This window comes from Pseudomonas sp. DTU12.3, assembly GCF_004124275.1.
Taxonomy (GTDB): Bacteria; Pseudomonadota; Gammaproteobacteria; order Pseudomonadales; family Pseudomonadaceae; genus Aquipseudomonas; species Aquipseudomonas helmanticensis.
Window position 1 is genome coordinate 1259116 of the sequence record NZ_CP027218.1, and the last position, 23821, is coordinate 1282936.

Annotated in this window: 20 protein-coding genes; 10 read left to right on the top strand and 10 right to left on the bottom strand. The window is 59.1% G+C overall.

The genetic code is table 11. The features are described from left to right. Positions 1–127: 127 nt before the first annotated feature. Together C2E19_RS05550 and C2E19_RS05555 are read right to left on the bottom strand one after the other, a co-directional pair. Positions 128–1753: an ABC transporter substrate-binding protein gene (locus C2E19_RS05550; RefSeq protein ID WP_129389081.1), complete on the bottom strand. Its 1626-nt coding sequence runs from the start codon at positions 1751–1753 to the stop codon at positions 128–130. A gap of 260 nt (positions 1754–2013) precedes the next feature. Next, the gene (locus tag C2E19_RS05555) at positions 2014–3615 is read right to left on the bottom strand and encodes an ABC transporter substrate-binding protein (RefSeq protein WP_129389084.1); all 1602 of its coding nucleotides are present in this window, start codon (positions 3613–3615) and stop codon (positions 2014–2016) included. 941 nt (positions 3616–4556) lie between these two features. On the opposite strand from C2E19_RS05555, the gene C2E19_RS05560 reads away from it, so the two are divergent. Further along, positions 4557–4958: a DUF6124 family protein gene (locus tag C2E19_RS05560; RefSeq protein WP_174823926.1), complete on the top strand. Its 402-nt coding sequence runs from the start codon at positions 4557–4559 to the stop codon at positions 4956–4958. Between the two features lie 198 nt (positions 4959–5156). On the opposite strand, the gene C2E19_RS05565 is transcribed toward C2E19_RS05560, so the two are convergent. Beyond that, positions 5157–5873: an SIMPL domain-containing protein gene (locus C2E19_RS05565; RefSeq protein ID WP_129389087.1), complete on the bottom strand. Its 717-nt coding sequence runs from the start codon at positions 5871–5873 to the stop codon at positions 5157–5159. 410 nt (positions 5874–6283) lie between these two features. Here C2E19_RS05565 and C2E19_RS05570 point away from each other — a divergent pair, with 410 nt between their 5' ends. Both C2E19_RS05570 and C2E19_RS05575 read left to right on the top strand, forming a co-directional pair. Beyond that, a complete protein-coding gene (locus C2E19_RS05570) occupies positions 6284–7546 on the top strand; it encodes an ATP-binding protein (protein WP_129389090.1) in 1263 nt (420 codons plus the stop codon). Continuing rightward, entirely contained in the window at positions 7539–8099 is a 561-nt protein-coding gene (locus C2E19_RS05575) for a response regulator transcription factor (protein ID WP_085611319.1), read from the top strand. Before C2E19_RS05570 ends, C2E19_RS05575 begins: the two co-directional genes overlap by 8 nt. A gap of 87 nt (positions 8100–8186) precedes the next feature. On the opposite strand, the gene C2E19_RS05580 is transcribed toward C2E19_RS05575, so the two are convergent. Beyond that, entirely contained in the window at positions 8187–8513 is a 327-nt protein-coding gene (locus C2E19_RS05580) for a hypothetical protein (protein ID WP_129389093.1), read from the bottom strand. Positions 8514–8778: 265 nt separating this feature from the next. On the opposite strand from C2E19_RS05580, the gene C2E19_RS05585 reads away from it, so the two are divergent. Beyond that, complete coding sequence (locus C2E19_RS05585; protein WP_129389096.1) at positions 8779–10506, top strand: ABC transporter ATP-binding protein/permease; 1728 nt, start codon at positions 8779–8781, stop codon at positions 10504–10506. A 174-nt stretch (positions 10507–10680) separates the two neighbouring features. Continuing rightward, entirely contained in the window at positions 10681–11430 is a 750-nt protein-coding gene (locus C2E19_RS05590) for a FadR/GntR family transcriptional regulator (protein ID WP_129389099.1), read from the top strand. A 129-nt stretch (positions 11431–11559) separates the two neighbouring features. On the opposite strand, the gene C2E19_RS05595 is transcribed toward C2E19_RS05590, so the two are convergent. Together C2E19_RS05595 and C2E19_RS05600 are read right to left on the bottom strand one after the other, a co-directional pair. Next, positions 11560–11748: a hypothetical protein gene (locus C2E19_RS05595; protein ID WP_129389102.1), complete on the bottom strand. Its 189-nt coding sequence runs from the start codon at positions 11746–11748 to the stop codon at positions 11560–11562. A gap of 11 nt (positions 11749–11759) precedes the next feature. After that, complete coding sequence (locus C2E19_RS05600; protein WP_129389105.1) at positions 11760–13064, bottom strand: phospholipase; 1305 nt, start codon at positions 13062–13064, stop codon at positions 11760–11762. 234 nt (positions 13065–13298) lie between these two features. Between C2E19_RS05600 and kdgD the strand changes: the two genes are divergently transcribed. The 5 genes from kdgD to C2E19_RS05625 all read left to right on the top strand — a co-directional run bounded on the left by kdgD (position 13299) and on the right by C2E19_RS05625 (position 20092). Then, on the top strand, positions 13299–14210 hold the full coding sequence (gene kdgD / locus C2E19_RS05605; RefSeq protein ID WP_129389108.1) for a 5-dehydro-4-deoxyglucarate dehydratase: 912 nt from the start codon (positions 13299–13301) through the stop codon (positions 14208–14210). Positions 14211–14285: 75 nt separating this feature from the next. Then, positions 14286–15731, top strand: coding sequence for an aldehyde dehydrogenase family protein (locus C2E19_RS05610; protein ID WP_129389111.1), 1446 nt, complete (start codon positions 14286–14288; stop codon positions 15729–15731). A gap of 217 nt (positions 15732–15948) precedes the next feature. Next, entirely contained in the window at positions 15949–17313 is a 1365-nt protein-coding gene (locus C2E19_RS05615; protein ID WP_129389114.1) for an MFS transporter, read from the top strand. An 11-nt stretch (positions 17314–17324) separates the two neighbouring features. Then, positions 17325–18878 (top strand): galactarate dehydratase, encoded by a 1554-nt coding sequence (gene garD / locus C2E19_RS05620; RefSeq protein WP_129389117.1) that lies wholly within the window; start codon positions 17325–17327, stop codon positions 18876–18878. A gap of 272 nt (positions 18879–19150) precedes the next feature. After that, positions 19151–20092 (top strand): AEC family transporter, encoded by a 942-nt coding sequence (locus C2E19_RS05625; RefSeq protein WP_016984178.1) that lies wholly within the window; start codon positions 19151–19153, stop codon positions 20090–20092. An 85-nt stretch (positions 20093–20177) separates the two neighbouring features. On the opposite strand, the gene C2E19_RS05630 is transcribed toward C2E19_RS05625, so the two are convergent. The 4 genes from C2E19_RS05630 to gatB form a co-directional block, all read right to left on the bottom strand. Further along, on the bottom strand, positions 20178–20555 hold the full coding sequence (locus C2E19_RS05630) for a carboxymuconolactone decarboxylase family protein (protein WP_129389120.1): 378 nt from the start codon (positions 20553–20555) through the stop codon (positions 20178–20180). Continuing rightward, positions 20552–21613 (bottom strand): calcium/sodium antiporter, encoded by a 1062-nt coding sequence (locus tag C2E19_RS05635; RefSeq protein WP_129396092.1) that lies wholly within the window; start codon positions 21611–21613, stop codon positions 20552–20554. Before C2E19_RS05635 ends, C2E19_RS05630 begins: the two co-directional genes overlap by 4 nt. A 46-nt stretch (positions 21614–21659) precedes the next feature. Next, on the bottom strand, positions 21660–22034 hold the full coding sequence (locus C2E19_RS05640) for a septal ring lytic transglycosylase RlpA family protein (protein ID WP_129389124.1): 375 nt from the start codon (positions 22032–22034) through the stop codon (positions 21660–21662). A gap of 220 nt (positions 22035–22254) precedes the next feature. Then, positions 22255–23700 carry an Asp-tRNA(Asn)/Glu-tRNA(Gln) amidotransferase subunit GatB gene (gene gatB / locus C2E19_RS05645; RefSeq protein ID WP_129389127.1) on the bottom strand — a complete coding sequence of 482 codons (1446 nt, stop codon included), beginning with the start codon at positions 23698–23700 and terminating at the stop codon, positions 22255–22257. Positions 23701–23821: the final 121 nt, after the last annotated feature.

A 23821-nucleotide genomic window follows, 5' to 3' on the forward strand; every position in this document is an offset into this window, starting at 1 on the left:
CTGCGTAGGAAAAGTCGACACGCCTATACCGCTGCAGTTATCTGCATTGGCATTGGCTGAAGGAAATTTCCTGACTTCCCGGCAGGTAAAGCAACGGCGACGTCAAAAACGTCGCCGTTGCCGTGCCTTATTTGCTGACGCTGACGCCGTAGAAGGAGTTCAAGCCGAATGGGCTGATCTTGAAATCCTGCACGTTGGCGCGCATGGGTTGATACACCGTCGAGTGAGCGATAGGTGTCATCGGGACTGCATCTTTGAGGACGTGTTGTGCCTCTTTGTACAGTTCGGTGCGCTTACCTTGGTCGGTTGTGCGCTTGGCTTCCTTGACGAGGCCGTCGAACTTCTTGTCGCACCACTTGGAGAAGTTGTTGCCGCTGAGCGAGTCGCAGCCGAACAGCACGTTCAGCCAGTTGTCCGGATCACCATTGTCACCGCTCCAGCCAATGATCATGGCCTGGTTCTCGCCACCTTTGGAGCGTTTGATGTACTCGCCCCACTCGTAGCTGGTGATCTTCACTTTCAAGCCGATCTTGGCCCAGTCGGACTGCAGCATTTCGGCCATCAGTTTGGCGTTCGGGTTGTATGGACGCTGAACCGGCATCGCCCACAGCACGATCTCGGTACCTTCCTTGACGCCGGCTTCCTTGAGCAGCTGTTTGGCTTTCTCAGGATCGTACTTGGCGTCTTTGATGGTGGTGTCGTAAGACCACTGGGTCGGCGGCATGGCGTTGACGGCCAACTGGCCTGCGCCCTGATAAACCGAGTCGATGATTTGTGGCTTGTTCACCGCCATGTCCAGCGCCTGGCGGACGCGCAGGTCAGCCAGCGGGTTGGCCTCGTTGCTGCCCTTGACCTTGTCCATCACGTTGTAGGCGATGTAACCCAGGTTGAAACCAGCCTGGTCAGGCATCTTCAGGGTCTTGTCTTCTTTCAGCGCCTTCAGGTCGGCCGGACGCGGGAAGAGGGTGACCTGGCACTCGTTCTTTTTCAGCTTCTGAATACGTACCGACGGGTCGGTGGTGATGGCGAAGATCAGGTTGTCGATCTTGACGTCTTCAGGCTTCCAGTAGTCCTTGTTGCCGGTGTAACGGATGTTCGAGTCTTTCTGGTAGCTCTTGAACACGAAAGGACCAGTGCCGATCGGCTTCTGGTTAATGTCGGCAGCCTTGCCTTCCTTGAGCAGCTGGGCCGCGTACTCGGCGGACTGCACCGAGGCGAAGCTCATGGCCATGTTCTGGATGAACGCGGCGTCGACTTCTTTCAGGGTGAACTTGACGGTGTGGTCGTCGACTTTATCGATCTTGGTGATGTTGGTGTCCATCCCCATGTCGGTGAAGTACGGGAATTCGGTCGGGTACGCCTTACGGAACGGGTCATCCTTGTTAATCATGCGATTGAAGGTGAACAGTACGTCGTCGGCGTTGAACTCACGAGTCGGCTTGAAATACGGGGTCGTGTGGAACTTGACGCCTTCACGCAGATGGAAGGTGTACGTCAGGCCACCGTCGGAAATGTCCCACTTGGTCGCCAGACCAGGAATCACGGCGGTGCCGCCGCGCTCGAACTGGGTCAGACGGTTGAACATGGTTTCAGCTGAGGCGTCGAAGTCGGTTCCGGTGGTGTACTGGCCCGGGTCGAAACCGGCCGGGCTGCCTTCGGAGCAGAACACCAGGTTAGTCGCAGCGGATGCGAAAGGTGCGGAGGCTAACAAGCCTGCGCCGACTAGAAACGGAATGACCGCGTGTTTAAGCATGTTGGCCTCATGATTTGTTGTCATTTTTTAGTTGTGAGGTACGACCTCGTGAGTCGTGCCTGCGGATACTTATGCAGGGGCCATACCCATTGCAAGATCCAGAGTGTGAGCGAGCGTTAAACGGTGGCACGTACGTACCTTAATGTCGCATCTGTATAACTTTTGACGCATTTGACCGTTTGCGGGTGATTTTTACGGTGCAAACGAAGCCCCAAAACGGTGCGCCGGTCACGTTGTGCGCGCTGCCTTGGGGCTCGGTGTTACTTATTTATACCGACGCCGTAGAAGGGCGTCAGACCAAACGGGCTGATCCGGAAGTCAGTGACTTCCTTGCGCAGCGGCTGGAACACCGTGGAGTTGGCGATCGGGGTGATCGGCACTTGCTGTTTAAGAATCAGCTGGGCCTGTTGATAGAGTTTCACCCGCTGCGTCTTGTCGGTGGAGACTTTGGCCTGTTGCACCAGCTTGTCGTAGGCCGGGTCGCACCATTTGGCGTAGTTGCTGCCTTTGACCGCCGCGCAGCTGTAGAGCACGCCAAGCCAGTTGTCCGGGTCGCCGTTGTCGCCTGTCCAGCCATAGATCATGGCGTCGTGTTCGCCATTTTTGGCGCGCTTGATGTACTCGCCCCATTCATAGCTGACGATGTTGGCCTTGATGCCGATTTTCTCCCAATCCTGCTGGATCATCTGCGCCGACATCCGCGCATTCGGGTTCGAAGCGCGCTGCACTGTCATCGCCCAGAGGTTGATGGTTGTACCCGGTGCAACCCCTGCTTCTTTAAGTAGCACCCGCGCTTTGACCGGATCGTAAGGCGCATCCTTGATATTCGGGTCATACGACCATTGCGCCGGCGGCAGGGCGTTCTGCGCCAGTTGGCCGGCACTTTGGTAGACGGCTTTGATGATTGCCGGTTTGTCGATGGCCATGTCCAGCGCCTGGCGTACCTTGAGCTGGTCGAGTGGCGCGTGGGTGGTGTTGTAGGCGAGGAAGCCAAGGTTGAAACCGGCTTGCTTGAGCACGCGCAGATTCGGGTCTTTTTCCATTACTTCGATGTCGGCGGGGCGCGGGTAGCCGCTGACCTGGCATTCGCCGGCCTTGAGTTTTTGCAGGCGTACGGCGGCGTCCGGGGTGATCGAGAAAATCAGGTTATCGATTTTGACGTCGTCGGGTTTCCAGTAGGCCTTGTTGGCGGCGTAGCGGATCTGCGAGTCCTTTTGGTAGCGCTTGAACACGAACGGGCCGGTGCCGACAGGTTTCTGGTTGAGGTCGGCGGCTTTGCCTTCCTTCAACAGTTGCGCTGCGTATTCGGCCGATTGCACCGAGGCGAAGCTCATGGCGAGGTTTTGCACGAACGCGGCGTCGACGTTATTGAGGTTGAAGCGCACGGTTTGCTCGTCGAGTTTTTCTACCGATTTGATCGTGGTGTTCAGGCCCATGTCGGTGAAATACGGGGATTCGGCGGGGTAGGCCTTGCGAAAAGCGTTGTCCGGGTCGAGCAGGCGCTGGAAGGTGAAGAGGACGTCGTCGGCGTTGAAGTCGCGGCTCGGGGTGAAGTATTCGGTGGTGTGGAATTTCACGTTTTGGCGCAGGTGGAAGGTGTATTGCAGGCCATCCGGGGAGATGTCCCATTTTGTTGCCAGGCCGGGTTCGATGTCGGTGCCGCCGCGCTGGAATTGGGTGAGGCGGTTGAAGACGGTTTCGGCAGAGGCGTCGAAGTCGGTGCCGCTGGTGTATTGGCTGGGGTCGAAGCCGGCGGGGCTGGCTTCGGAGCAGTAGACCAGGGTTGTGGCGGCGTTGGCCAGCGGGGCTATGGCTGTTAGGGCGAGGGAGATCAAGAGCGGTTTTAGGGTGGATCTTGGCATGGAGTCCCCGGAGGATTTGGAGGTGGTTGTTGGTTGAGGGTAGCGGGGATTTGGGGGTGTTCGGAAATATCGTTTTTCCTGTTGGAGTGTCTATCTCGGTATATGTGGCTGGTTTTGTTGGGGTATATCCGTTGCTGCGGTAACGGCCGCTTAGGGTTCCGCCCTTACGGCGGGTCACTTTTTCCAGACGCCGAAAAAGTAACCAAAAAGGCTTGCTCCTGCGTGCGGCCCGCTCGCTAAAGCTCGGGGTTCCTTCGCTCCGGGATCGATCCGGGGGGCAGCGCCTACGGTTTGCTTCGCTGCACCTCCTCTCGCTGTGTTTGGCTTCGCCAAACGGTCGCTGCGCTCCCACCCCCGGATCAATCCCTCCACTCAGCCTTCCGACGTCGCCCGTGGATCAAGATCAAGAGCAGGCGAGCTGACACTCGGCTTAGTGAGTGGTGAAGAGCGCGGGGGTGTTCGGCTTTTGATTTGCGTTGTTGCTGCCCCTCATCGGAACGCCGCCCGCCCAGCCCTCTCCCGAGGGAGAGGGGGCCAATTTGTGGGCTTTTCAAAGCCTGAGTTCGACTCGGTATCGCACGTCGGCGTATCTCTCCCAAACACCTCGGTCAGTTCCCTCTCCCTCCGGGAGAGGGCTAGGGTGAGGGTTGGCTTTTTGGTTGTTTAAATCTGTGTCAGATAACCAGAACCTTCCCACAAGGTTTTCAGGTTGTCCGTCGGACGTGCGCTCTCTAGGCTCTAGTTGTCGCTGAATGTTCAGTGATCGGGTGTGAGAACCCGCCGAGCTTGAAACTAGCACCAGTAAGACCATAATTGCGGCCGGCTTATTAGCTGTCGCAATGCCTTATGGCGGCTGTGTGCGGGCAGACTTCGGTCTGGCCGGTTTTCTGCTCACCGGTTTCTCACTCCGCACATAGCTGCCACCCTTTGCCACGTGAGAAATGGCTGAGGGCGGCTCGAATGACGAGCAGATTTTTATGAAAGATAAAATTGTCCCCGATCCACCCCTCGAATCCACAACCCCGCTCGAAGACGCCCTCCGCGCCGACGATCAATTCAAAAACCGCGAAGCGATAAAACGCGCCCTCGACTTCTACCTCAGCCCCGAACCCAGTAAACCGCGTCTGCCCAGCACGATGTTCCTTGTTCATCCGAACATCGACACGGAAAGTCTGCTCGCGCATGCCTGTGAATCACTCGCCTCGGCCAATGTCATGGCGGGCGATTTCGCTGATCAGCTCAGTCGCCCGCAACGCAGTACGGCGTTGGCGATTCAGCAGATTGTGATGCTGGCGGAGCTGGCGGTGAATCGGGCGCTGGATCGGGTTGATCCGCGTACCTGATTCGTCGGGATACCGCGTCATCGTTCATCGCGGGCAAGCCCGCTCCCACAGGGTTACAGGCAGTTTTCAGAACCACTGCAGAACCTGTGGGAGCTGGCTTGCCAGCGATGGCGGCAGATCATTCACCACAAAAATCAGGCACAAAAAAACCGGCGATCATTCACTGATCGCCGGTTTTTCATTCAGCCAAAATTCAAATCACTGCATCAACACTTCAATCGAGCCATCAGCCGTCATGCTCACCTGGCTGGTGCCCGCTTCAACGTCCGGCGTCACTGGTGCCGAATCCATCGCAGCCGCTTTCATCATCATCGGTGCGCGCAGGTACGGTTGTGGGTAACCGTTGCTGTTGAGGTTCAGGTTGACGATTTTGTAGCCCTTGCCGCCCAGTGCATCGGTGGCCAGTTGCGCGCGGGCCTTGAAGGCGCTGACGGCTTCTTTGAGCAGGGCGTCTTCGCTGGTTTTGCGGGTCGGGTCGGCGATGGCGAAGTCCATGCCGCCCATTTTCAGGTCACCCAACAGTTCGCCGGTGAGTTTGGACAGGGCGGCGAAGTCGGAGCTTTCCAGGCGCAGTTCGGCGCGTTCACGCCAGCCGGTGATCTTCTGGCCTTTGGTGTCGTAGATCGGGTAGCTGTTGCGGCTGCCCTGGCGCAGGGTGATGTCTTTGACTTGCTTGGCCTGGGCCAGGGCCTTGTTCATGGTGGTGCTGACGTCGGCGGCGAGTTTGGCCGGGTCGGTGTTTTGTTCTTCGGTGTAGAGGGTGACGATCATCAGGTCGCGGGCGACTTCCGTGCTGACTTCGGCGCGCAGGGAAATCTGGTTGTAGTGCAGCTCATCGGCGGCCAGGGCCGGAAGGCTGGCGACGCTGCCCACTGTCAGGGCGAGAAGGGCGGCGCTGCGGCGGAATGTGTGCATGAAAGCTCCTTGATGAGGGCGCAGGTGATGGTTCGGGGGCCTGCGTGAAACCATCAGACTCTAGCTTTAATGATCCGGTTCGCCCAGTTACAACTTCTATACAGATACCCCGGCCCACAGAACCTGAGTCGAATGAGCTTTTGTGGCGAGGGGATTTATCCCCGTTCGGCTGCGCAGCAGTCGCAAGTCCGGCTGATGCGGTATGTCTGGTTAAATGAGGTCGCATGATTTGGGGCGGCTACGCCACCCAGCGGGGATAAATCCCCTCGCCACAATTGATCTCGGACAGCTTGCGAGGTAGGCAAGTTTGAGAGCCGTGCCATGTGGTCGTTTGCCGCACTTTCGCCTCTCAAGGGCGCGGCTTGGTTATACTCCGTGCGATCCGCCTGGAGCGCTCATCAGGAGAGCTCATGCTCGCCCCCGTACAACTGACTTCCGCCACTCGCCAGAACCTCTGGCGGCTGACTTTCATCCGCACGCTGGTGCTCGCCGCGCAGGCAGGTTCCGTGGGCCTGGCCTACTGGCTGCAATTGTTGCCGTTGCCGTGGGTGCAACTGGCGATGACCCTCGGCTGTTCGATTCTGCTCTGCGTGTTCACCGCCGTGCGCCTGCGCACTTCGTGGCCAGTGACCGAGCTTGAATATGCGCTGCAACTGGCCTGCGACCTGGTGATCCACAGTGCGCTGCTGTATTTCTCTGGCGGTTCGACCAATCCGTTCGTTTCCTATTATCTGGTGCCGCTGACCATCGCCGCCGTGACGCTGCCGTGGCGCTATTCGGTGATCCTGTCGGGCATCGCGCTGGCGCTGTACACGGTGATGCTGACGCGTTTCTATCCGCTGGAAACCTTGCCAGTCGCCCGCGAGAATCTGCAGATCTACGGCATGTGGCTGAGCTTTGCGCTCGCCGCTGCGGTGATCACGTTCTTCGCCGCGCGCATGGCTGAAGAGCTGCGCCGTCAGGAAGAGCTGCGCGCGATCCGCCGCGAAGAAGGTCTGCGCGATCAGCAGTTGCTCGCCGTCGCCACCCAGGCCGCTGGCGCTGCGCATGAGTTGGGCACGCCGCTGGCGACCATGAGCGTGCTGCTCAAAGAGATGCAGCAGGATCATCCCGATCCGCTGCTGCAGGACGATCTGAAAGTGCTGCAGGATCAGGTCAAGCTGTGCAAGCAAACCTTGCAGCAACTGGTACGCGCCGCCGAAGCCAATCGACGTCTGGCGGTCGAGATGCAGGACGTCACCGACTGGCTCGATGAAGCACTCAACCGTTGGCACCTGATGCGCCCCGAGGCCAGTTATCGCTTCCATCGACTTGGCCAGGGCACGGTGCCGCGCATGGCGCCGCCGCCGGACCTGACCCAGGCGCTGCTGAATCTGCTGAACAACGCCGCCGATGCCTGCCCGGAAAATCTTCAGGTCACGCTCGACTGGGACGTGGAAAACCTGACCATCAGTATTCGTGACCACGGCGCCGGTGTGCCGCTGGCCATCGCCGAGCAGATCGGCAAACCATTTTTTACCACCAAGGGCAAAGGTTTCGGCCTGGGCCTGTTTTTGAGCAAGGCCAGCGTGACACGCGCCGGCGGCTCAGTGAAACTCTATAGTCATGAGGAAGGCGGCACGCTCACCGAGCTGCGTCTGCCCCACGGCGCCCGAGGAGACCAACATGAGTGAAGAAATCCAAGTCGAAGGCGAAGAACTGCCGCATTTGCTGCTGGTCGACGATGACGCAACATTCACCCGCGTCATGGCCCGCGCCATGGCCCGTCGTGGCTTTCGCGTCAGCACCGCAGGCTCCGCCGAGGAAGGTCTGACCATCGCCCAGGCCGATTTGCCTGATTACGCCGCGCTCGACCTGAAAATGGACGGCGATTCCGGCCTTGTGCTGCTACCCAAACTGCTGGAGCTGGACCCGGAAATGCGCGTGGTGATCCTCACCGGTTACTCGAGCATTGCCACCGCCGTCGAAGCGATCAAGCGCGGCGCCTGCAACTACCTGTGCAAACCGGCCGACGCCGACGACGTGCTGGCCGCGCTGCTGTCCGAGCACGCCGACCTCGACAGTCTGGTGCCGGAAAACCCGATGTCGGTCGATCGCCTGCAGTGGGAACACATCCAGCGCGTGCTCACCGAACACGAAGGCAACATCTCCGCCACTGCCCGCGCCCTGGGCATGCACCGCCGCACCCTGCAGCGCAAACTGCAGAAGCGCCCGGTTCGTCGCTGAAGATTGATGGCTCGGGTCAATCACATGAGTGCCATGAGACTTTGAATCAAAAGCCGCTACCCGGCTCTAAAGGGCAGCGGCTTGGGTTCAAGCTACAACGGTGAAGAGAGTTTTTGGCGAAGTGATAACGTCGCCATTTTGAATCGCGTTGCATTGTGCGAAGAGTTTCAGCCCTAACCAGGTCTCGATAACGGCTTTTGAAATCGTAAAATAGACTTCACTCTTTTTAGTCGATTGCTCTTCGATTTTTTGTTCGTTGGCTTGTTTGATCCAGAAGCTTCCGATATGGACTTTCGGATCATTGGATGAAAGCCTGAAGGTCGCACCCGCTGCATCCAGCTTGCTGATGGACAGTTTCCCGTTTTCGATGGATTCGCTGGCTGGCGCGTTGAGTGGATTTTTTGCTGCAGTCATGATCAATTCCTTTCGATGCCAGGGTTGGGTAGGGTTCTCCTGACGCTCACGGAAGTTGAGTGCAGGAGGCCACGGCAGTTGATCATCGAGAGCAGCAGGTCTCTACTGTCAACTCTGACAGTCACGACGAACGGTGTTACCCATATGCCTGATAGGTTTCTGAAGCTGAACATTTCCTGAATGGGCCGGACTAGCCCTCGCGATAAAACGCACCGATCAACTATGATCGGTGCGTGTCTGTTCTTTTCTATATCGAGCCTTATCCATGAATCAGAACGCTGAATACTCCGCGGTCAACGATGCTGTGCGCGGGCAGTTTTTTCGCAAGGTGTGGGCGATCATCACGCCTTACTGGCGCAGTGAAGAGAAGGGCAAGGCCTGGACGCTGCTGATTGCGGTGATCGCACTCTCGCTGCTCAGCGTGGGCATCTCGGTGTGGTTCAACACCTGGTACAAGGACTTCTACAACGCCCTGCAAAAGAAGGATGAAGCGGCGTTCTGGCAGTTGATCCTGTATTTCTGTGCGATTGCCGCCGTGGCGATTATCGGTGCCGTGTACAGGCTGTATCTGACCCAGATGTTGACGATTCGCTGGCGTGCCTGGCTCACTGAAAAGCATTTCTCGCGTTGGCTAGCCGACAAGAATTACTACCAGCTGGAGCAGGGCGGTTACACCGATAACCCGGACCAGCGGATTTCCGAAGACCTCAATAACTTCACCTCCAACACCCTTGAGCTGGGGATCGGGCTGCTGCGCAATATCGTCAGTCTGGTGTCGTTCTCGATCATTCTGTGGGGCGTGTCGGGCAGCATCGAAGTCTATGGCATCACCATTCCCGGCTACATGTTCTGGTGCGTGCTGCTTTATGCGGTGGTGGGCAGTTGGCTGACGCATTTGATCGGTCGTCGTTTGATCGGTCTGAACAACCAACAACAACGCTTCGAAGCCGACCTGCGTTTCTCCATGGTGCGGATTCGCGAGAATGCCGAAAGCATCGCCTTGTACAACGGCGAGCCGAATGAAAATCGTCGCTTGAGCGGCCGCTTCGGCAACGTCTGGCACAATTTCTGGGACATCATGAAAGTGTCCAAGCGTCTGACATTTTTCACCGCCGGTTACAGCCAGGCAGCGATTATTTTCCCTTTCATTGTTGCGTCGCCACGTTACCTCGCCGGCAAGATCGAGCTGGGTGAGCTGATGCAGATCAGCTCGGCATTCGGCAACGTCCAGGAAAGCTTCAGCTGGTTCATCAGCGCCTACCAGAGCCTCGCTTCGTGGCGCGCCACCTGTGATCGTCTGCTGAGTTTCCGTCAGGCGATGACCGATAACGAGCAGCGCGTGCCAGCGATTGATGTGCAGAATCAGGGCAGTGAATTGCAGGTGCATAACCTCGGCCTGGACCTGGCCGACGGTCGTCATCTGTTGACCAGCGCCGACATGACCGTCGAACCAGGTGATCGCGTGATGCTCAGTGGTCGGTCGGGCAGTGGCAAGTCGACGTTGCTGCGAGCGATGGGGCATCTGTGGCCGGCGGGCCACGGCAACATCCGCTTGCCGGCGGCGCGTTACCTGTTCCTGCCGCAGAAACCGTATCTGCCGATCGGCACCCTGCGCGAGGCATTGAGTTATCCGCAACCGGGCGACACCTACGGGCCGGAGCGCTACGAACAGGTGCTGGAAACCTGCCGTCTGCCGCATCTGGTCAAGCGCCTGGACGAGGCCAATCACTGGCAACGCATGCTCTCGCCGGGTGAGCAGCAACGCTTGGCTTTCGCCCGCGCGCTACTGTATGCACCGCAGTGGCTGTACATGGACGAAGCGACTTCGGCGATGGATGAAGAGGACGAGGCGACGTTGTATCAAGCGCTGATCGATCAGTTGCCGGGGCTGAGTATCGTCAGCGTCGGCCATCGCAGCAGCCTCAAACGTTTCCACCCACGGCATGTGCGAATCGACAGCGGTCACCTCGTCGAACAACCCGTCACCGCCTGACCACTTCCCCTGTAGGAGCTGCCGCAGGCAGCGATCTTTTGATCCTTCTTTTGATTTAAAAGACAAAGTCAAAAGATCGCAGCCTGCGGCAGCTCCTACAGGGGGATGTGTGATCGTACAACCTGCTTGCGCTATGATGCCCCCACGCCGAATTTTCGAGACAAGACGCACACCATGGAAAACCTGATCGACACCCCGCGCCTTCCGCGCAAGCGCCGCAGCCTCGCTCAGGAGCTGGTGACGGTGCTCAGCGAGCAGATCCGCGATGGCCTGCTCAAGCGTGGCGACAAGTTGCCCACCGAGTCGGCGATCATGGAAGCCCATGGCGTCAGCCGCACCGTGGTGCGTGAGGCGATTTCCCGTTTGCAGGCCGCAGGCCAAGTGGAAACCCGTCATGGCATCGGCACCTTTGTGCTCGATACGCCGAGCCCGAGCGGTTTCCGTATCGATCCGGCGACCGTCGTGACGCTGCGTGACGTCTTGGCGATTCTCGAATTGCGCATAAGCCTCGAAGTGGAGTCTGCCGGCCTGGCCGCGCAACGCCGTAGCGCCGAGCAACTGGCAACCATGCGTGCCGCCCTCGATGCGTTGAAGGAAAGCGCCGCGCACGCCAGTGATGCCGTCGCGTCGGACTTTGCCTTCCACCTGGAAATCGCGCTGTCCACCGGCAACCGCTACTTCACCGACATCATGACCCACCTGGGCACCAGCATCATTCCGCGCACCCGGCTGAATTCAGCGCGACTGGCGCATGACGACCAGCAGCACTACATGAATCGTCTGAGCCGTGAGCACGAAGAAATCTACGAAGCGATCGCCCGTCAGGATTCCGATGCGGCGCGTGCGGCCATGCGCTTGCACCTGACCAACAGCCGCGAACGATTGCGCCAGGCGCATGAAGAGGCTCAGGCGCAGCGGGGCTGAGTAATGTATTGACTGACACATCGCTATCGCGAGCAGGCTCACTCCTACAGTAATTGATGTCGTGCACAAGATCTGTGCTCAACAAATAACCATGTAGGAGTGAGCCTGCTCGCGATGGGGCCTTTAAATTCAACTCTGCAATATCGAGCGATCAACCCGCACCGCCAACGCCACTTTCCCCGGCTGCACTGCAAACACAACATCCCCGCGCTTATCCACAACCCCGCGCGCAATCGGCTTGCCATCCGCCAGTAACTCCAGCGGCGCACCCTCAAGGGACTGTCCCGAAGCCAGTTGCACTTTCAATCTGATCGTCATCTCTGCGTTCCTCAATTCGTATTGCCGGAGGGTTGGTAGTCCTTGAGCAGCAGGTACGTGCTCCAGCCCCACCAATCGTCGATGGTGGCGGTGTCGTTGAGGTTGTTGACGTCCTTGCGCCGCAGCACCTTGCTGCCCTCGACCCGAAACAGCGGCGAGAAGTTGTTGGAAAGATTCAGCACGGCGCTGAGATCCGGCAGTCGTTGCAACGCGGCGAAGCTCGACGGTGCGGGCACAGTGCCGCTCAAGTAAGCGGCAAACACCTCATCCGCCGATGCTTGCACGGCTTGACTGACCTGACTCCGGTTGTCGGCATCGCTGGCCTCGAAGTAGCGTTTGTCGCCAAACGCGCGCCACTGAGCACCTTGGCTGTTGCGTACCTTGAGGCCGAATTTGCTGTCCTCGTCGTGCATGAAGCGGGTCACCAGCGAACCGAGATCACTCGGCGTCACCACCGCGGCCATTTCCTTGCGAGGGACGCGCAAGTGCCCGGAGGAAAACAGGTCGGTGAGAAAGTGGTCGGCAAACGCGTTCATCGCATAGGCGCGTTCCAGCAGTTGTAGATCCTGACGGGGACGTGCGGCGACAGCGGTTTGCAGGGCAGCGGTGTGGCCGGCGATGTAGGCGAGTTTCGCCCATTCGCCGAAGTGGTCGGCGTTGTTCGCTGCCAGTTTCAGATAGCGACCGAGGGGAAACAGCGCGGAGACGAAACTGCCGCCGCCAGTGATTTTGTTCCACTCTTCGGACAACGTATCTCCCAATGCATCGTAGGCTTCATGCGCGGGCTTACCGTCTTTGATGGCCTTTTTCACGGCATCGATTTCTTTCTGCATGATCGCAAGAATCTGCGTCGCTTCAGCACGTGAGGCCGGGGTTACCGCGAGCGAATCGAATGCGGCATTGAAGCGTTGCAGGCGATCGACCGGGGTCGCGCCTTCATTGATTGGTCGGTCGACGATGCCATAGAAGTCGCCGCCCAATGAGAGGACCTGGCCGTAGGTAAGGGCTAGCCCGTTCGACAGGTGCAAGGGCACGTTTTGCGCCAGCAGCGGTTCGGCGTCTGCAACGAAGCGCAGCAGGGTGTTATCGCCGATCGCCGTGTGTTCAGCGCCTTCGAAGCGCAGCGACGGCTTGCCTTTGCGGGCTGCAATGGCCGGCGCGGAGGCCGGTTCGACATCGCTGTGGGAGTCGGCGATGTGCAACAGCAGATGAGCATTGTCGGCGCTGAAGGTGATGCCGCTTTCGCTGAAAAGATCATCGAAACGCGCGATGACCGGTTGGGGTTGTTCCTGAGGTTGTGCCTGTAGACCGGACATTTCTGGCTCCTTGATATGTCGTCGGTGGGTTTTATTTAGCTGTATGTATATACAGCTAAATAGACCTTAGCCGAGAAACTTCCTACGTCAAGAAACGATCTTGTCCGACAAAAAAGCCGGGTCGGCGATGAAATGCAGTTGACGGTTATCTTTTAAGTTGTACGATGACCTACAACTTCAGCGAAGGCTGAACGGTCCAATCACAAAAAACGTTGCTACCAGGGTGTTCGAATAATGAATCCACAAGAACTGAAGTCCATCCTCTCTGCCGGCCTGCTGTCTTTCCCGGTGACCGATTTCAACGCGCAGGGTGATTTCAACCGCGCGGGCTACATCAAGCGTCTGGAATGGCTGGCCCCATATGGCGCTTCAGCTCTGTTCGCCGCTGGCGGTACTGGTGAGTTCTTCTCCCTGGCGGCTAGCGAATATTCGGAAATCATCAAGACTGCCGTCGACACCTGCGCCACCAGCGTGCCGATTCTCGCCGGTGTCGGCGGTTCGACCCGCCAGGCCATCGAGTACGCTCAAGAAGCCGAGCGCCTGGGCGCAAAGGGACTGTTGTTGTTGCCGCACTACCTGACCGAAGCGAGCCAGGACGGCGTTGCCGACCACGTTGAAGCAGTGTGCAAATCGGTCAACATCGGCGTGGTCGTCTACAACCGCAACGTTTGCCGCCTCAACGCGACGCTGCTGGAACGTCTGGCCGAGCGCTGCCCGAACCTGATCGGCTACAAGGACGGTCTGGGCGATATCGAATTGATGGTGTCGATCCGTCGCCGCCTCGGTGATCGCTTCAGCTATCTGGGCGGTCTGCCGACCGCCGAAGTCTACGCCGCGGCCTACAAGGCGCTGGGCGTACCGGTGTACTCCTCGGCGGTGTTCAACTTCATCCCGAAAACCGCGATGGATTTCTACCACGCGATCGCTCGTGAAGATCACGCCACCGTCGGCAAGATCATCGATGACTTCTTCCTGCCATACCTCGACATCCGCAACCGCAAGGCCGGTTACGCCGTGAGCATCGTCAAGGCAGGCGCAAAAATCGCCGGCTATGACGCCGGCCCGGTGCGGGCGCCGCTGACTGATCTGACGCGTGAAGAGTACGAAATGCTCGCCGCGCTGATCGACAAGCAAGGTGCGCAGTAACACCCGATTAAAGCGAGGCCGCTGAGCAATCAGCGGCTTTTTGCGTGAAGGCTTTGAGATCTGAGGGCTGCCCCTGTGACAACTGCAAAACGCTACGACAACTACATCAACGGCGAATGGCTTGCCGGTGCCGACTACTCGGCCAACATCAACCCGTCCGAGCTGAGCGACACCATCGGCGACTACGCCAAGGCTGATCTGGGCCAGGTTCACGCCGCCATCGACGCCGCCCGCGCAGCCTTCCCGGCGTATTCGACGTCGGGCATCCAGGCTCGTCATGATTCGCTGGACAAAGTCGGCACGGAAATCCTCGCCCGTCGCGAAGAGCTTGGCACCTTGCTGGCACGGGAGGAGGGCAAGACCCTGCCCGAAGCCATCGGCGAAGTGACCCGCGCCGGCAATATCTTCAAGTTCTTCGCCGGTGAATGCCTGCGTCTGTCCGGCGACTATGTGCCGTCGGTGCGTCCGGGCGTCAACGTCGAAGTCACCCGTGAAGCGCTCGGCGTGGTCGGTCTGATCACCCCGTGGAACTTCCCGATCGCCATTCCAGCGTGGAAGATTGCTCCGGCGCTGGCCTACGGTAACTGCGTAGTCTTGAAACCGGCCGATCTGGTGCCGGGCTGCGCTTGGGCTCTGGCGGAAATCATCTCCCGCGCAGGCTTCCCGGCCGGCGTGTTCAACCTGGTGATGGGCAGCGGTCGTGTGGTTGGCGATGCCTTGGTGCAGAGCCCGAAAGTCGACGGCATCAGCTTCACCGGTTCGGTCGGCGTTGGCCGGCAGATCGCGGTCAGTTGCGTCTCGCGCCAAGCCAAAGTGCAACTGGAAATGGGCGGCAAAAACCCGCAGATCATTCTCGACGACGCCGACCTCAAGCAAGCGGTCGAGCTGTCGGTGCAGAGTGCGTTCTACTCCACCGGCCAGCGTTGCACAGCGTCGAGCCGTTTGATTGTTACTGCCGGGATTCACGACCAGTTTGTCGAAGCCATGGCCGAGCGCATGAAGTCGATCAAGGTCGGCCACGCGCTGAAATCCGGCACCGACATTGGTCCGGTGGTTTCCCAGGCGCAGCTTGAACAGGACATGAAGTACATCGACATCGGCCAGTCCGAAGGTGCGCGTCTGGTCAGTGGCGGTGGTCTGGTGACCTGTGACACCGAAGGTTACTTCCTCGCGCCAACGCTGTTTGCCGACAGTGAAGCGTCGATGCGCATCAGCCGCGAAGAGATCTTCGGCCCGGTGGCCAACATCGTTCGCGTGGCCGATTACGACGCGGCGCTGGCGATGGCCAACGACACCGAGTTCGGTCTGTCGGCGGGTATCGCTACGACTTCACTGAAGTACGCCAACCACTTCAAACGTCACTCGCAAGCCGGGATGGTCATGGTCAACTTGCCGACCGCTGGCGTCGATTACCACGTTCCGTTCGGTGGCCGTAAGGGTTCATCCTATGGCTCACGTGAGCAAGGCCGCTATGCGCAAGAGTTCTACACCGTGGTGAAGACCGCCTACATCGGCTCCTGAATGCAGCACGCGGTGTCGACCCTGACACCGCAATCCCTGTAGGAGCCGCCGCAGGCTGCGATCTTTTGATCCTGTTTTTAAGGTCAAGATCAAAAGATCGCAGCCTTCGGCAGCTCCTACAGGGAAGCCGAAATACGGATACCCAGGGACACCCGGAAAGCCGGGGACCAAAGAAGATTCACCCGCGCATAAAAATAATCAGTGGGAGTACATCTACATGCAATCGTCCAAGCCGACTCACGTCCGCTATTTGATCCTGCTCATGCTGTTTCTGGTGACCACGATCAACTACGCCGACCGCGCCACGATCGCCATTGCCGGCTCCAGCCTGCAAAAAGATCTGGGCATCGACGCAGTCACCCTCGGCTACATCTTCTCCGCGTTCGGTTGGGCCTACGTCGCCGGGCAAATTCCTGGTGGCTGGTTGCTCGATCGCTTCGGCTCGAAAAAAGTCTATGCCCTGAGCATTTTCACCTGGTCGCTGTTCACCGTGCTGCAAGGCTTTGTCGGTGAGTTCGGCATGTCCACAGCGATTGTTGCGCTGTTCATGCTGCGCTTTCTGGTCGGTCTGGCTGAAGCGCCTTCGTTCCCCGGCAATGCGCGCATCGTTGCCGCATGGTTCCCGACCGCTGAACGCGGTACCGCCTCGGCGATCTTCAACTCGGCGCAATATTTTGCCACCGTGTTGTTCGCGCCGCTGATGGGCTGGATCGTTTACTCCTTCGGCTGGGAACATGTGTTCATTGTCATGGGCGTGTTCGGCATCGTCTTCTCGGGCATCTGGCTGAAGGTTATCCACAGCCCGCGCCAACACCCGATGGCCAACGAAGCGGAAGTGCAGTTCATCGCCGACAACGGCGGCATGGTCGACATGGACGTCAAGCAAGGTAAAAAAACCGACGGCCCGAAATGGGATTACATCCGTCAGTTACTGACCAACCGCATGATGCTCGGTGTTTATCTGGGTCAATACTGCATCAACGGCATCACCTATTTCTTCCTGACCTGGTTCCCGGTGTATCTGGTGCAAGAGCGTGGCATGACCATTCTCAAGGCCGGTTTCATTGCCTCGTTGCCGGCGATCTGCGGTTTCATTGGCGGCGTGCTCGGCGGGGTGATTTCCGATTACCTGTTGCGCAAAGGCCACTCGCTGACCTTCGCCCGCAAAGCACCGATCATCGCTGGTCTGCTGGTGTCGAGCAGCATCGTTGCCTGCAACTATGTCGATGTGGAATGGATGGTGGTCGGCTTCATGGCGTTGGCGTTCTTCGGCAAAGGCGTTGGCGCACTGGGTTGGGCGGTGGTTTCCGACACCTCGCCAAAACAGATCGCCGGTCTGAGCGGTGGCCTGTTCAACACCTTCGGCAACATCGCTTCGATCACCACTCCGATCGTGATTGGCTACATCATCAGCTCCACCGGTTCGTTCAAATGGGCACTGGTGTTCGTTGGTGCCAACGCACTGGTCGCGGTGTTCAGCTATCTGGTCATCGTCGGCCCGATCAAACGTGTGGTACTCAAAGAGCCGCCAACCAACGGCGGTACTGAAGCCACCGGTAAATTGTCTCAAGCGCATTCCTGAGGAGCGGCGTCATGCAGTTGATTGAACATTCCGACTCGCCGCGCTACATCCGCCTGCACGAGCGGGACAACGTAGTGGTAGTGGTCAACGATCAGGGCGTGCCGGCCGGCACTGAATTCGCCGATGGCCTGGTGACGATGGATTTCGTCCCGCAGAGCCACAAGGTCACCCTCGAAGACATTCCCGAGGGCGGCGAGGTGATTCGTTACGGTCAAGTGATTGGCTACGCGTTGCAGCCGATTCGCCGTGGCAGTTGGGTCAAGGAAGATCAACTGCGCATGCCGACCGCGCCGCCGCTGGACAGCCTGCCGCTGTCGACCGACGTGCCGGCCGCGCAGGCACCGCTGGAAGGTTTCACCTTCGAGGGGTATCGCAATGCTGACGGCACTGTCGGCACGCGCAATATTCTCGGCATCACCACCACCGTGCAGTGCGTCACCGGCGTGCTCGATCATGCGGTGAAACGCATCAAGGACGAGCTGCTGCCGAAATACCCGCACGTCGATGACGTGGTGGCGCTGACCCACAGTTACGGCTGCGGCGTGGCGATTACTGCGACCGACGCTTACATTCCGATCCGCACCGTGCGCAATCTGGCGCGCAACCCGAATCTGGGTGGCGAGGCGTTGGTGATCAGCCTTGGCTGCGAGAAATTGCAGGCCGGGCAGGTGATGCACGAGGACGATGCTTCGGTGGATCTCAGCGATCCATGGCTGTATCGCTTGCAGGATTCCAGTCACGGTTTCACCGAGATGATCGAACAGATCATGCAACTGGCTGAAGTGCGCCTGAAGAAACTCGACCAGCGCCGCCGCGAAACCGTGCCGGCGTCCGAGTTGATTCTTGGCATGCAATGCGGCGGTAGCGATGCGTTTTCCGGGATCACCGCCAACCCGGCGCTGGGCTATGCCTCGGACTTGTTGTTGCGCGCGGGGGCCACGGTGATGTTTTCCGAAGTCACCGAAGTGCGCGATGCGATTTACCTGCTGACTTCGCGTGCCGAGACCAAGACCGTCGCCGAGGAACTGGTACGCGAGATGGACTGGTACGACCGTTACCTGGCCAAGGGTGAGGCGGATCGCAGTGCGAATACCACGCCGGGGAACAAGAAGGGCGGGCTGTCGAACATCGTTGAGAAGTCGCTGGGCTCGATCGTCAAATCCGGCAGCAGCGCGATCAATGGCGTACTTGGCCCAGGCGAGAGGTTCAAGCAGAAGGGTTTGATTTTCTGTGCGACGCCAGCGAGTGATTTTGTTTGCGGCACGTTGCAGTTGGCGGCCGGTATGAACCTGCATGTGTTCACCACCGGGCGTGGCACGCCGTATGGGTTGGCGATGGCGCCAGTGGTGAAAGTCTCGACGCGTACGGAATTGGCGCAGCGCTGGCCGGATCTGATCGACATCGACGCCGGGCGGATTGCCACCGGGCGCGCGACCATCGAGGAATTGGGCTGGGAGTTGTTTCACTACTATCTGGATGTGGCGAGCGGCAAACAGCAGACGTGGGCGGAGAAGCACAAGCTGCATAACGACATTACGCTGTTCAACCCGGCGCCGATTACTTGAAGGTTTTGGGGGTAGGTCAAAAGCTACCCTCATCGGAACGCCGCCCGCCCAGCCCTCTCCCTCGGGGAGAGGGTTGGGGGCCTACCGAGTTGTCTTGCGCAATACATCGACCTGAAATACCGAGTTGATTATGGATTCAACGAAGTCATTTCAGGTCGGCGGATTTTTTGAATATTCTCCGATCGGTCCCCTCTCCCTCCGGGAGAGGGCTAGGGTGAGGGGCTTTTGCTTTATCATTGGCATCCAACGACGCTCATCCAAGGCTCCCCGGCATGCTGGCAATCTTCCTCGAAACCCTGAACATCACCGCGCCGGTATTTGCCATGTTGTTTCTCGGTGTGCTGCTCAAGCGCATCGACTGGATCAACGACAACTTCATTCACACCGCCTCCTCGCTGGTGTTCAACGTGACCATGCCGGCGCTGCTGTTCCTCGGCATTCTGCATGCCGATCTGCACGCCGCGTTGCAACCGTCCCTGCTGATCTACTTTTCCCTCGCCACGCTGGTGAGCTTTGCCCTGGCCTGGGGCTGGGCGATTTTCAAATGCCCGCGCGAAGATCGCGGTATCTACACCCAAGGCGCATTTCGCGGTAACAACGGCGTGATCGGTCTGGCGCTGGCGGCGAGCATGTACGGCGATTACGGGATTTCCCTCGGGGCGATTCTCGCGGCGCTGGTGATCCTGTTCTACAACACGCTGTCGACCATTGTGCTGGCGGTGTACAGCCCGGTGATCAAGTCCGATCCGTGGAGCATCTGCAAAAGCGTGTTCAGCAATCCGCTGATCATCAGCGTGATCGCGGCGGCGCCGTTTGCTTATTTCAAGATCGGTTTGCCGGGGTGGCTGGAGACCTCAGGGCAGTATCTGGCGCAAACCACCTTGCCGCTGGCGCTGATTTGCATCGGCGGCACGCTATCGCTGGCAGCGTTGCGCAAGAGCGGCAACATGGCGCTGAGTTCGAGCCTGGTGAAGATGGTTGGTTTGCCAGTGCTGGCGACGCTGGGGGCGTGGTTGTGGGGTTTTCGTGGGGCGGAGTTGGGGATTCTGTTTCTGTATTTCGGCAGCCCGACGGCGGCGGCAAGTTTCGTCATGGCCCGCGCGGCGCAGGGTAATCATGAGCTGGCGGCGGCGATTATCGTGATGACTACGTTGATGGCGGCGATTACCACCAATGTCGGGATCTTCGTTTTGCAGTGGGGTGGGTGGATCTAAAGGGCAGGGTCAAAAGATCGCAGCCTGCGGCAGCTCCTACATGGGAATGTGTACTCCTGTAGGAGCTGCCGAAGGCTGCGATCTTTCAGCTCTTCTCGTAGGTATCGATCACTTCCTGCGCCGCGCGGAATGCATCAATCGCCGCGGGCACGCCGGCATACACCGCGCAATGCAGCAGCGCCTCGCGAATCTCTTCCACCGTGCAGCCATTGTTCAGCGCACCACGCACATGGCCTTTCAGCTCTTGCGGGCACTTCAACGCCGTCAGCGCGGCGAGGGTAATCAAGCTGCGCGTCTTCAGCGGCAAACCTTCACGATTCCACACGCCGCCCCACGCGTGTTCATTGACGAAATCCTGCAGCGGCTGGGTGAACTCGGTGGCGTTATCCAACGCCCGATCAACAAACGCATCGCCCATTACCTGGCGGCGGACATCTACCCCGGACTTCTTCGATTCGGTCATGGCGTATCACTCTTGTGGTGTTGGCGGCGCCAGGCGCGGATCGATGTGAACAGCAGAAACATCAACAGCGCCGGCAGAACATAAAACAGCATCAAACGCTCAAGTTTGCCGGCCAGTGGCATGCCGGTGGTGAACGACACCACGTGCAACCCGTAAGCCAGATACAAACCCAGCAGCAACAAACCTTCGGCGCGGGTCACGCGGTAGCCGGAATAGAACACCGGCAGGCACAACGCGGCGACGCCGAGCATCACCGGCAGGTCGAAATCCAGTGCGTTCGGCGATACCGACAGTGGCGTCGGCGCGATCAACGCGGTCAGGCCGAGTACGCCGAGCAGATTGAACAGATTGGCGCCAATGACGTTGCCCACGGCGATGTCGCGCTGCCCGCGCAATGCCGCGATCAGCGAGGTTGCCAGTTCCGGCAGCGAGGTGCCAACGGCGACCACGGTCAGGCCGATCACCCGCTCCGAGAAGCCGAGGTCCGTCGCCACCACCACGGCGGCGCCCAGCAGCAGGTGCCCGGCGAACACCAGCATGGCAAGGCCGGTAATGATCATCAACGAACTACCGATCCAGGAGGCTTGCGCGGTGTCTGTCTGTTCAGAATGTGGTCGCGTCGAGTGGCGTGACTGGCGCAACAGCAAGCCCAGGTATAGCGCTAGGGCGGCCAGCAGCAGAATGCCGTCGAAGCGGCCGATCTCTTCATTCCAGGCGAGCACGAACACCAGCAGGCTGGCGCCGATCATCAGCGGAATATCGAGGCGCACCAGTTGCCGGGAGACGCGCAGCGGAATGATCAGCGCTGACAGGCCGAGGGTGACGAGAATGTTGAAGATGCTGCTGCCGACCACACTGCTGACCGCAATGTCGGGGTTGTGCGACAGTGCCGCCTGCACACTGACCGCCATCTGCGGTGCGCTGCTGCCGAGGGCGACGATGGTCAGGCCGATGATCAACGGGCGCACGTGCAGGCGCTCGGCCAGACGCACCGCCGCGCGCACCATCAGCTCGGCGCCGAAGATCAGCAGGCACAGGCCGGCAAGCAGTTCGATCACGCTGATCAGCGGCAAATCGGTCAGTCCGAAAATAGTCAGCGCTCCATCAGTCGTCGAGGGCCTGTACGCGAACCCGCGCGGTGCCGCTGCGCAGCATGCCGAGCTGTTCGGCGGCCGCGCGTGACACATCGATCAGACGGCCACGGGTGTGCGGGCCGCGGTCGTTGATGCGAACCACGACGGATTCATCGTTTTTCAGGTTGGTGATCTTCACCCGCGTGCCAAAGGGTAGCTGGCGGTGGGCGGCGGTCAGGGAATTCTGGTTGAACGCTTCGCCACTGGCGGTGCGTTTACCGTGATGCTTGGCACCGTAATAGGAGGCGACGCCGGTCTGGTCGTAACCGTGCGGGTCGATGATGTCGGTGCTGGCGCAACCGGCCAGCAAGGAGAGCAGGGCGCAGCTGATGAACAAACGCTTCATTCAAAGGTTTCCCGAAACTAGTGCAGGGTGAGCTTTTGTGGCGAGGGGATTTATCCCCGTTGGACTGCGCAGCAGTCCCAAAATCTGAGAGCTCGGTTTATCTGGTGTAAATCAAGCTCGGCATTTGGGGCCGCTTCGCAGCCCAACGGGGATAAATCCCCTCGCCACAGATCACTCCCACAGGAGATGGAGCCAGGCTTTGAGTCTGGCTCCATTTGCATCAGCCTTCGAGCTTGCTTTTCAGCAGTTCGTTCACTTGCTGCGGGTTGGCCTTGCCTTTCGACGCTTTCATCGCCTGGCCAACAAAGAAGCCGAACATCTTGCCGCGTTTGGCTTCATCAGCCGCACGGTACTGTTCAACCTGCTCGGCGTTGGCCGCGAGCATTTCGTCGAGCACGGCCGAGATCGCGCCGCTGTCGGTCACCTGCTTCAAGCCTCGCTTTTCGATGATCTCGTCTGCGCTGCCTTCACCGTTGGCCATCGCTTCGAACACCACCTTGGCGATCTTGCCGGAGATGGTGTTGTCCTTGATGCGTTGCAGCATGCCGCCCAACAGTTCCGCCGAAACCGGCGACTCGTCGATGTCCAGGCCTTGTTTGTTGAGCAGGCTGCCCAACTCGACCATCACCCAGTTCGCCGCCAGTTTGGCGTCGCCGCCGATGGCCGCGACTTTCTCGAAGTAATCGGCTTGTTCGCGGCTGGTGGCCAGGACGCTGGCGTCATAGACCGACAGACCGAATTGCTCCTGGAAACGCTCGCGTTTTTGCGGAGGCAGTTCCGGCAGGGTGGCGCGGACCTCACCGAGGAACGACTCTTCGATGATCACCGGCAGCAAGTCCGGATCGGGGAAGTAACGGTAGTCGTTGGCTTCCTCTTTCGAACGCATCGGACGGGTCTCGTCCTTGTTCGGATCGTACAGACGGGTCTGCTGGATCACTTTGCCGCCGTCTTCGATCAGCTCGATCTGACGCTGGATCTCGGAGTTGATCGCCTTCTCGATGAAACGGAACGAGTTGACGTTCTTGATCTCGCAGCGCGTGCCGAACTCGACCTGGCCTTTCGGACGGATCGACACGTTGCAGTCGCAACGCAGCGAGCCTTCGGCCATGTTGCCGTCGCAGATGCCCAGGTAACGCACCAGCGCGTGGACTGCCTTGACGTAAGCCACGGCTTCCTTGGCACTGCGCATGTCCGGCTCGGAAACGATTTCCAGCAGCGGCGTGCCGGCACGGTTCAGGTCGATGCCGGTGGCACCGTTGAATTCTTCGTGCAGGCTCTTGCCGGCATCTTCTTCCAGGTGCGCGCGGGTGATGCCGACGCGTTTGACCGTGCCGTCTTCGAGGGCGATGTCAAGGTGGCCTTTACCGACAATCGGCAATTCCATCTGGCTGATCTGATAGCCCTTCGGCAAGTCCGGATAGAAGTAGTTTTTACGGGCGAACACGTTGTGCTGACCGATCTCGGCGTCAATCGCCAGACCGAACATCACCGCCATACGCACGGCTTCCTGGTTCAGCACCGGCAATACACCGGGCATGCCCAGGTCGATCAGGCTGGCCTGGGTGTTCGGCTCGGAGCCGAACGTGGTGGAACTACCGGAAAAGATTTTCGACCGGGTAGTGAGCTGAGTATGAATCTCCAGCCCGATCACGACTTCCCATTGCATGTGTGTCTCCTAGCCTTTTGCTGGGGATTTTGAAACGTCGCGAGCGAAGGTAAGGCAAGGCGAAAACTGGCGAGTAAGCGGAGTTGACTTTAGTCAATGAGCATTACGAGCCAGTTTTCAA

What these genes read in the sequence shown, in the direction of transcription:
- C2E19_RS05550 (WP_129389081.1), bottom strand. Translation starts at nt 1,753, where the DNA reads ATGCTTAAACACGCGGTCATTCCGTTTCTAGTCGGCGCAGGCTTGTTA.
- C2E19_RS05555 (WP_129389084.1), bottom strand. Translation starts at nt 3,615, where the DNA reads ATGCCAAGATCCACCCTAAAACCGCTCTTGATCTCCCTCGCCCTAACA.
- C2E19_RS05560 (WP_174823926.1), top strand. Translation starts at nt 4,557, where the DNA reads ATGGCTGAGGGCGGCTCGAATGACGAGCAGATTTTTATGAAAGATAAA.
- C2E19_RS05565 (WP_129389087.1), bottom strand. Translation starts at nt 5,873, where the DNA reads ATGCACACATTCCGCCGCAGCGCCGCCCTTCTCGCCCTGACAGTGGGC.
- C2E19_RS05570 (WP_129389090.1), top strand. Translation starts at nt 6,284, where the DNA reads ATGCTCGCCCCCGTACAACTGACTTCCGCCACTCGCCAGAACCTCTGG.
- C2E19_RS05575 (WP_085611319.1), top strand. Translation starts at nt 7,539, where the DNA reads ATGAGTGAAGAAATCCAAGTCGAAGGCGAAGAACTGCCGCATTTGCTG.
- C2E19_RS05580 (WP_129389093.1), bottom strand. Translation starts at nt 8,513, where the DNA reads ATGACTGCAGCAAAAAATCCACTCAACGCGCCAGCCAGCGAATCCATC.
- C2E19_RS05585 (WP_129389096.1), top strand. Translation starts at nt 8,779, where the DNA reads ATGAATCAGAACGCTGAATACTCCGCGGTCAACGATGCTGTGCGCGGG.
- C2E19_RS05590 (WP_129389099.1), top strand. Translation starts at nt 10,681, where the DNA reads ATGGAAAACCTGATCGACACCCCGCGCCTTCCGCGCAAGCGCCGCAGC.
- C2E19_RS05595 (WP_129389102.1), bottom strand. Translation starts at nt 11,748, where the DNA reads ATGACGATCAGATTGAAAGTGCAACTGGCTTCGGGACAGTCCCTTGAG.
- C2E19_RS05600 (WP_129389105.1), bottom strand. Translation starts at nt 13,064, where the DNA reads ATGTCCGGTCTACAGGCACAACCTCAGGAACAACCCCAACCGGTCATC.
- kdgD (WP_129389108.1), top strand. Translation starts at nt 13,299, where the DNA reads ATGAATCCACAAGAACTGAAGTCCATCCTCTCTGCCGGCCTGCTGTCT.
- C2E19_RS05615 (WP_129389114.1), top strand. Translation starts at nt 15,949, where the DNA reads ATGCAATCGTCCAAGCCGACTCACGTCCGCTATTTGATCCTGCTCATG.
- garD (WP_129389117.1), top strand. Translation starts at nt 17,325, where the DNA reads ATGCAGTTGATTGAACATTCCGACTCGCCGCGCTACATCCGCCTGCAC.
- C2E19_RS05625 (WP_016984178.1), top strand. Translation starts at nt 19,151, where the DNA reads ATGCTGGCAATCTTCCTCGAAACCCTGAACATCACCGCGCCGGTATTT.
- C2E19_RS05630 (WP_129389120.1), bottom strand. Translation starts at nt 20,555, where the DNA reads ATGACCGAATCGAAGAAGTCCGGGGTAGATGTCCGCCGCCAGGTAATG.
- C2E19_RS05640 (WP_129389124.1), bottom strand. Translation starts at nt 22,034, where the DNA reads ATGAAGCGTTTGTTCATCAGCTGCGCCCTGCTCTCCTTGCTGGCCGGT.
- gatB (WP_129389127.1), bottom strand. Translation starts at nt 23,700, where the DNA reads ATGCAATGGGAAGTCGTGATCGGGCTGGAGATTCATACTCAGCTCACT.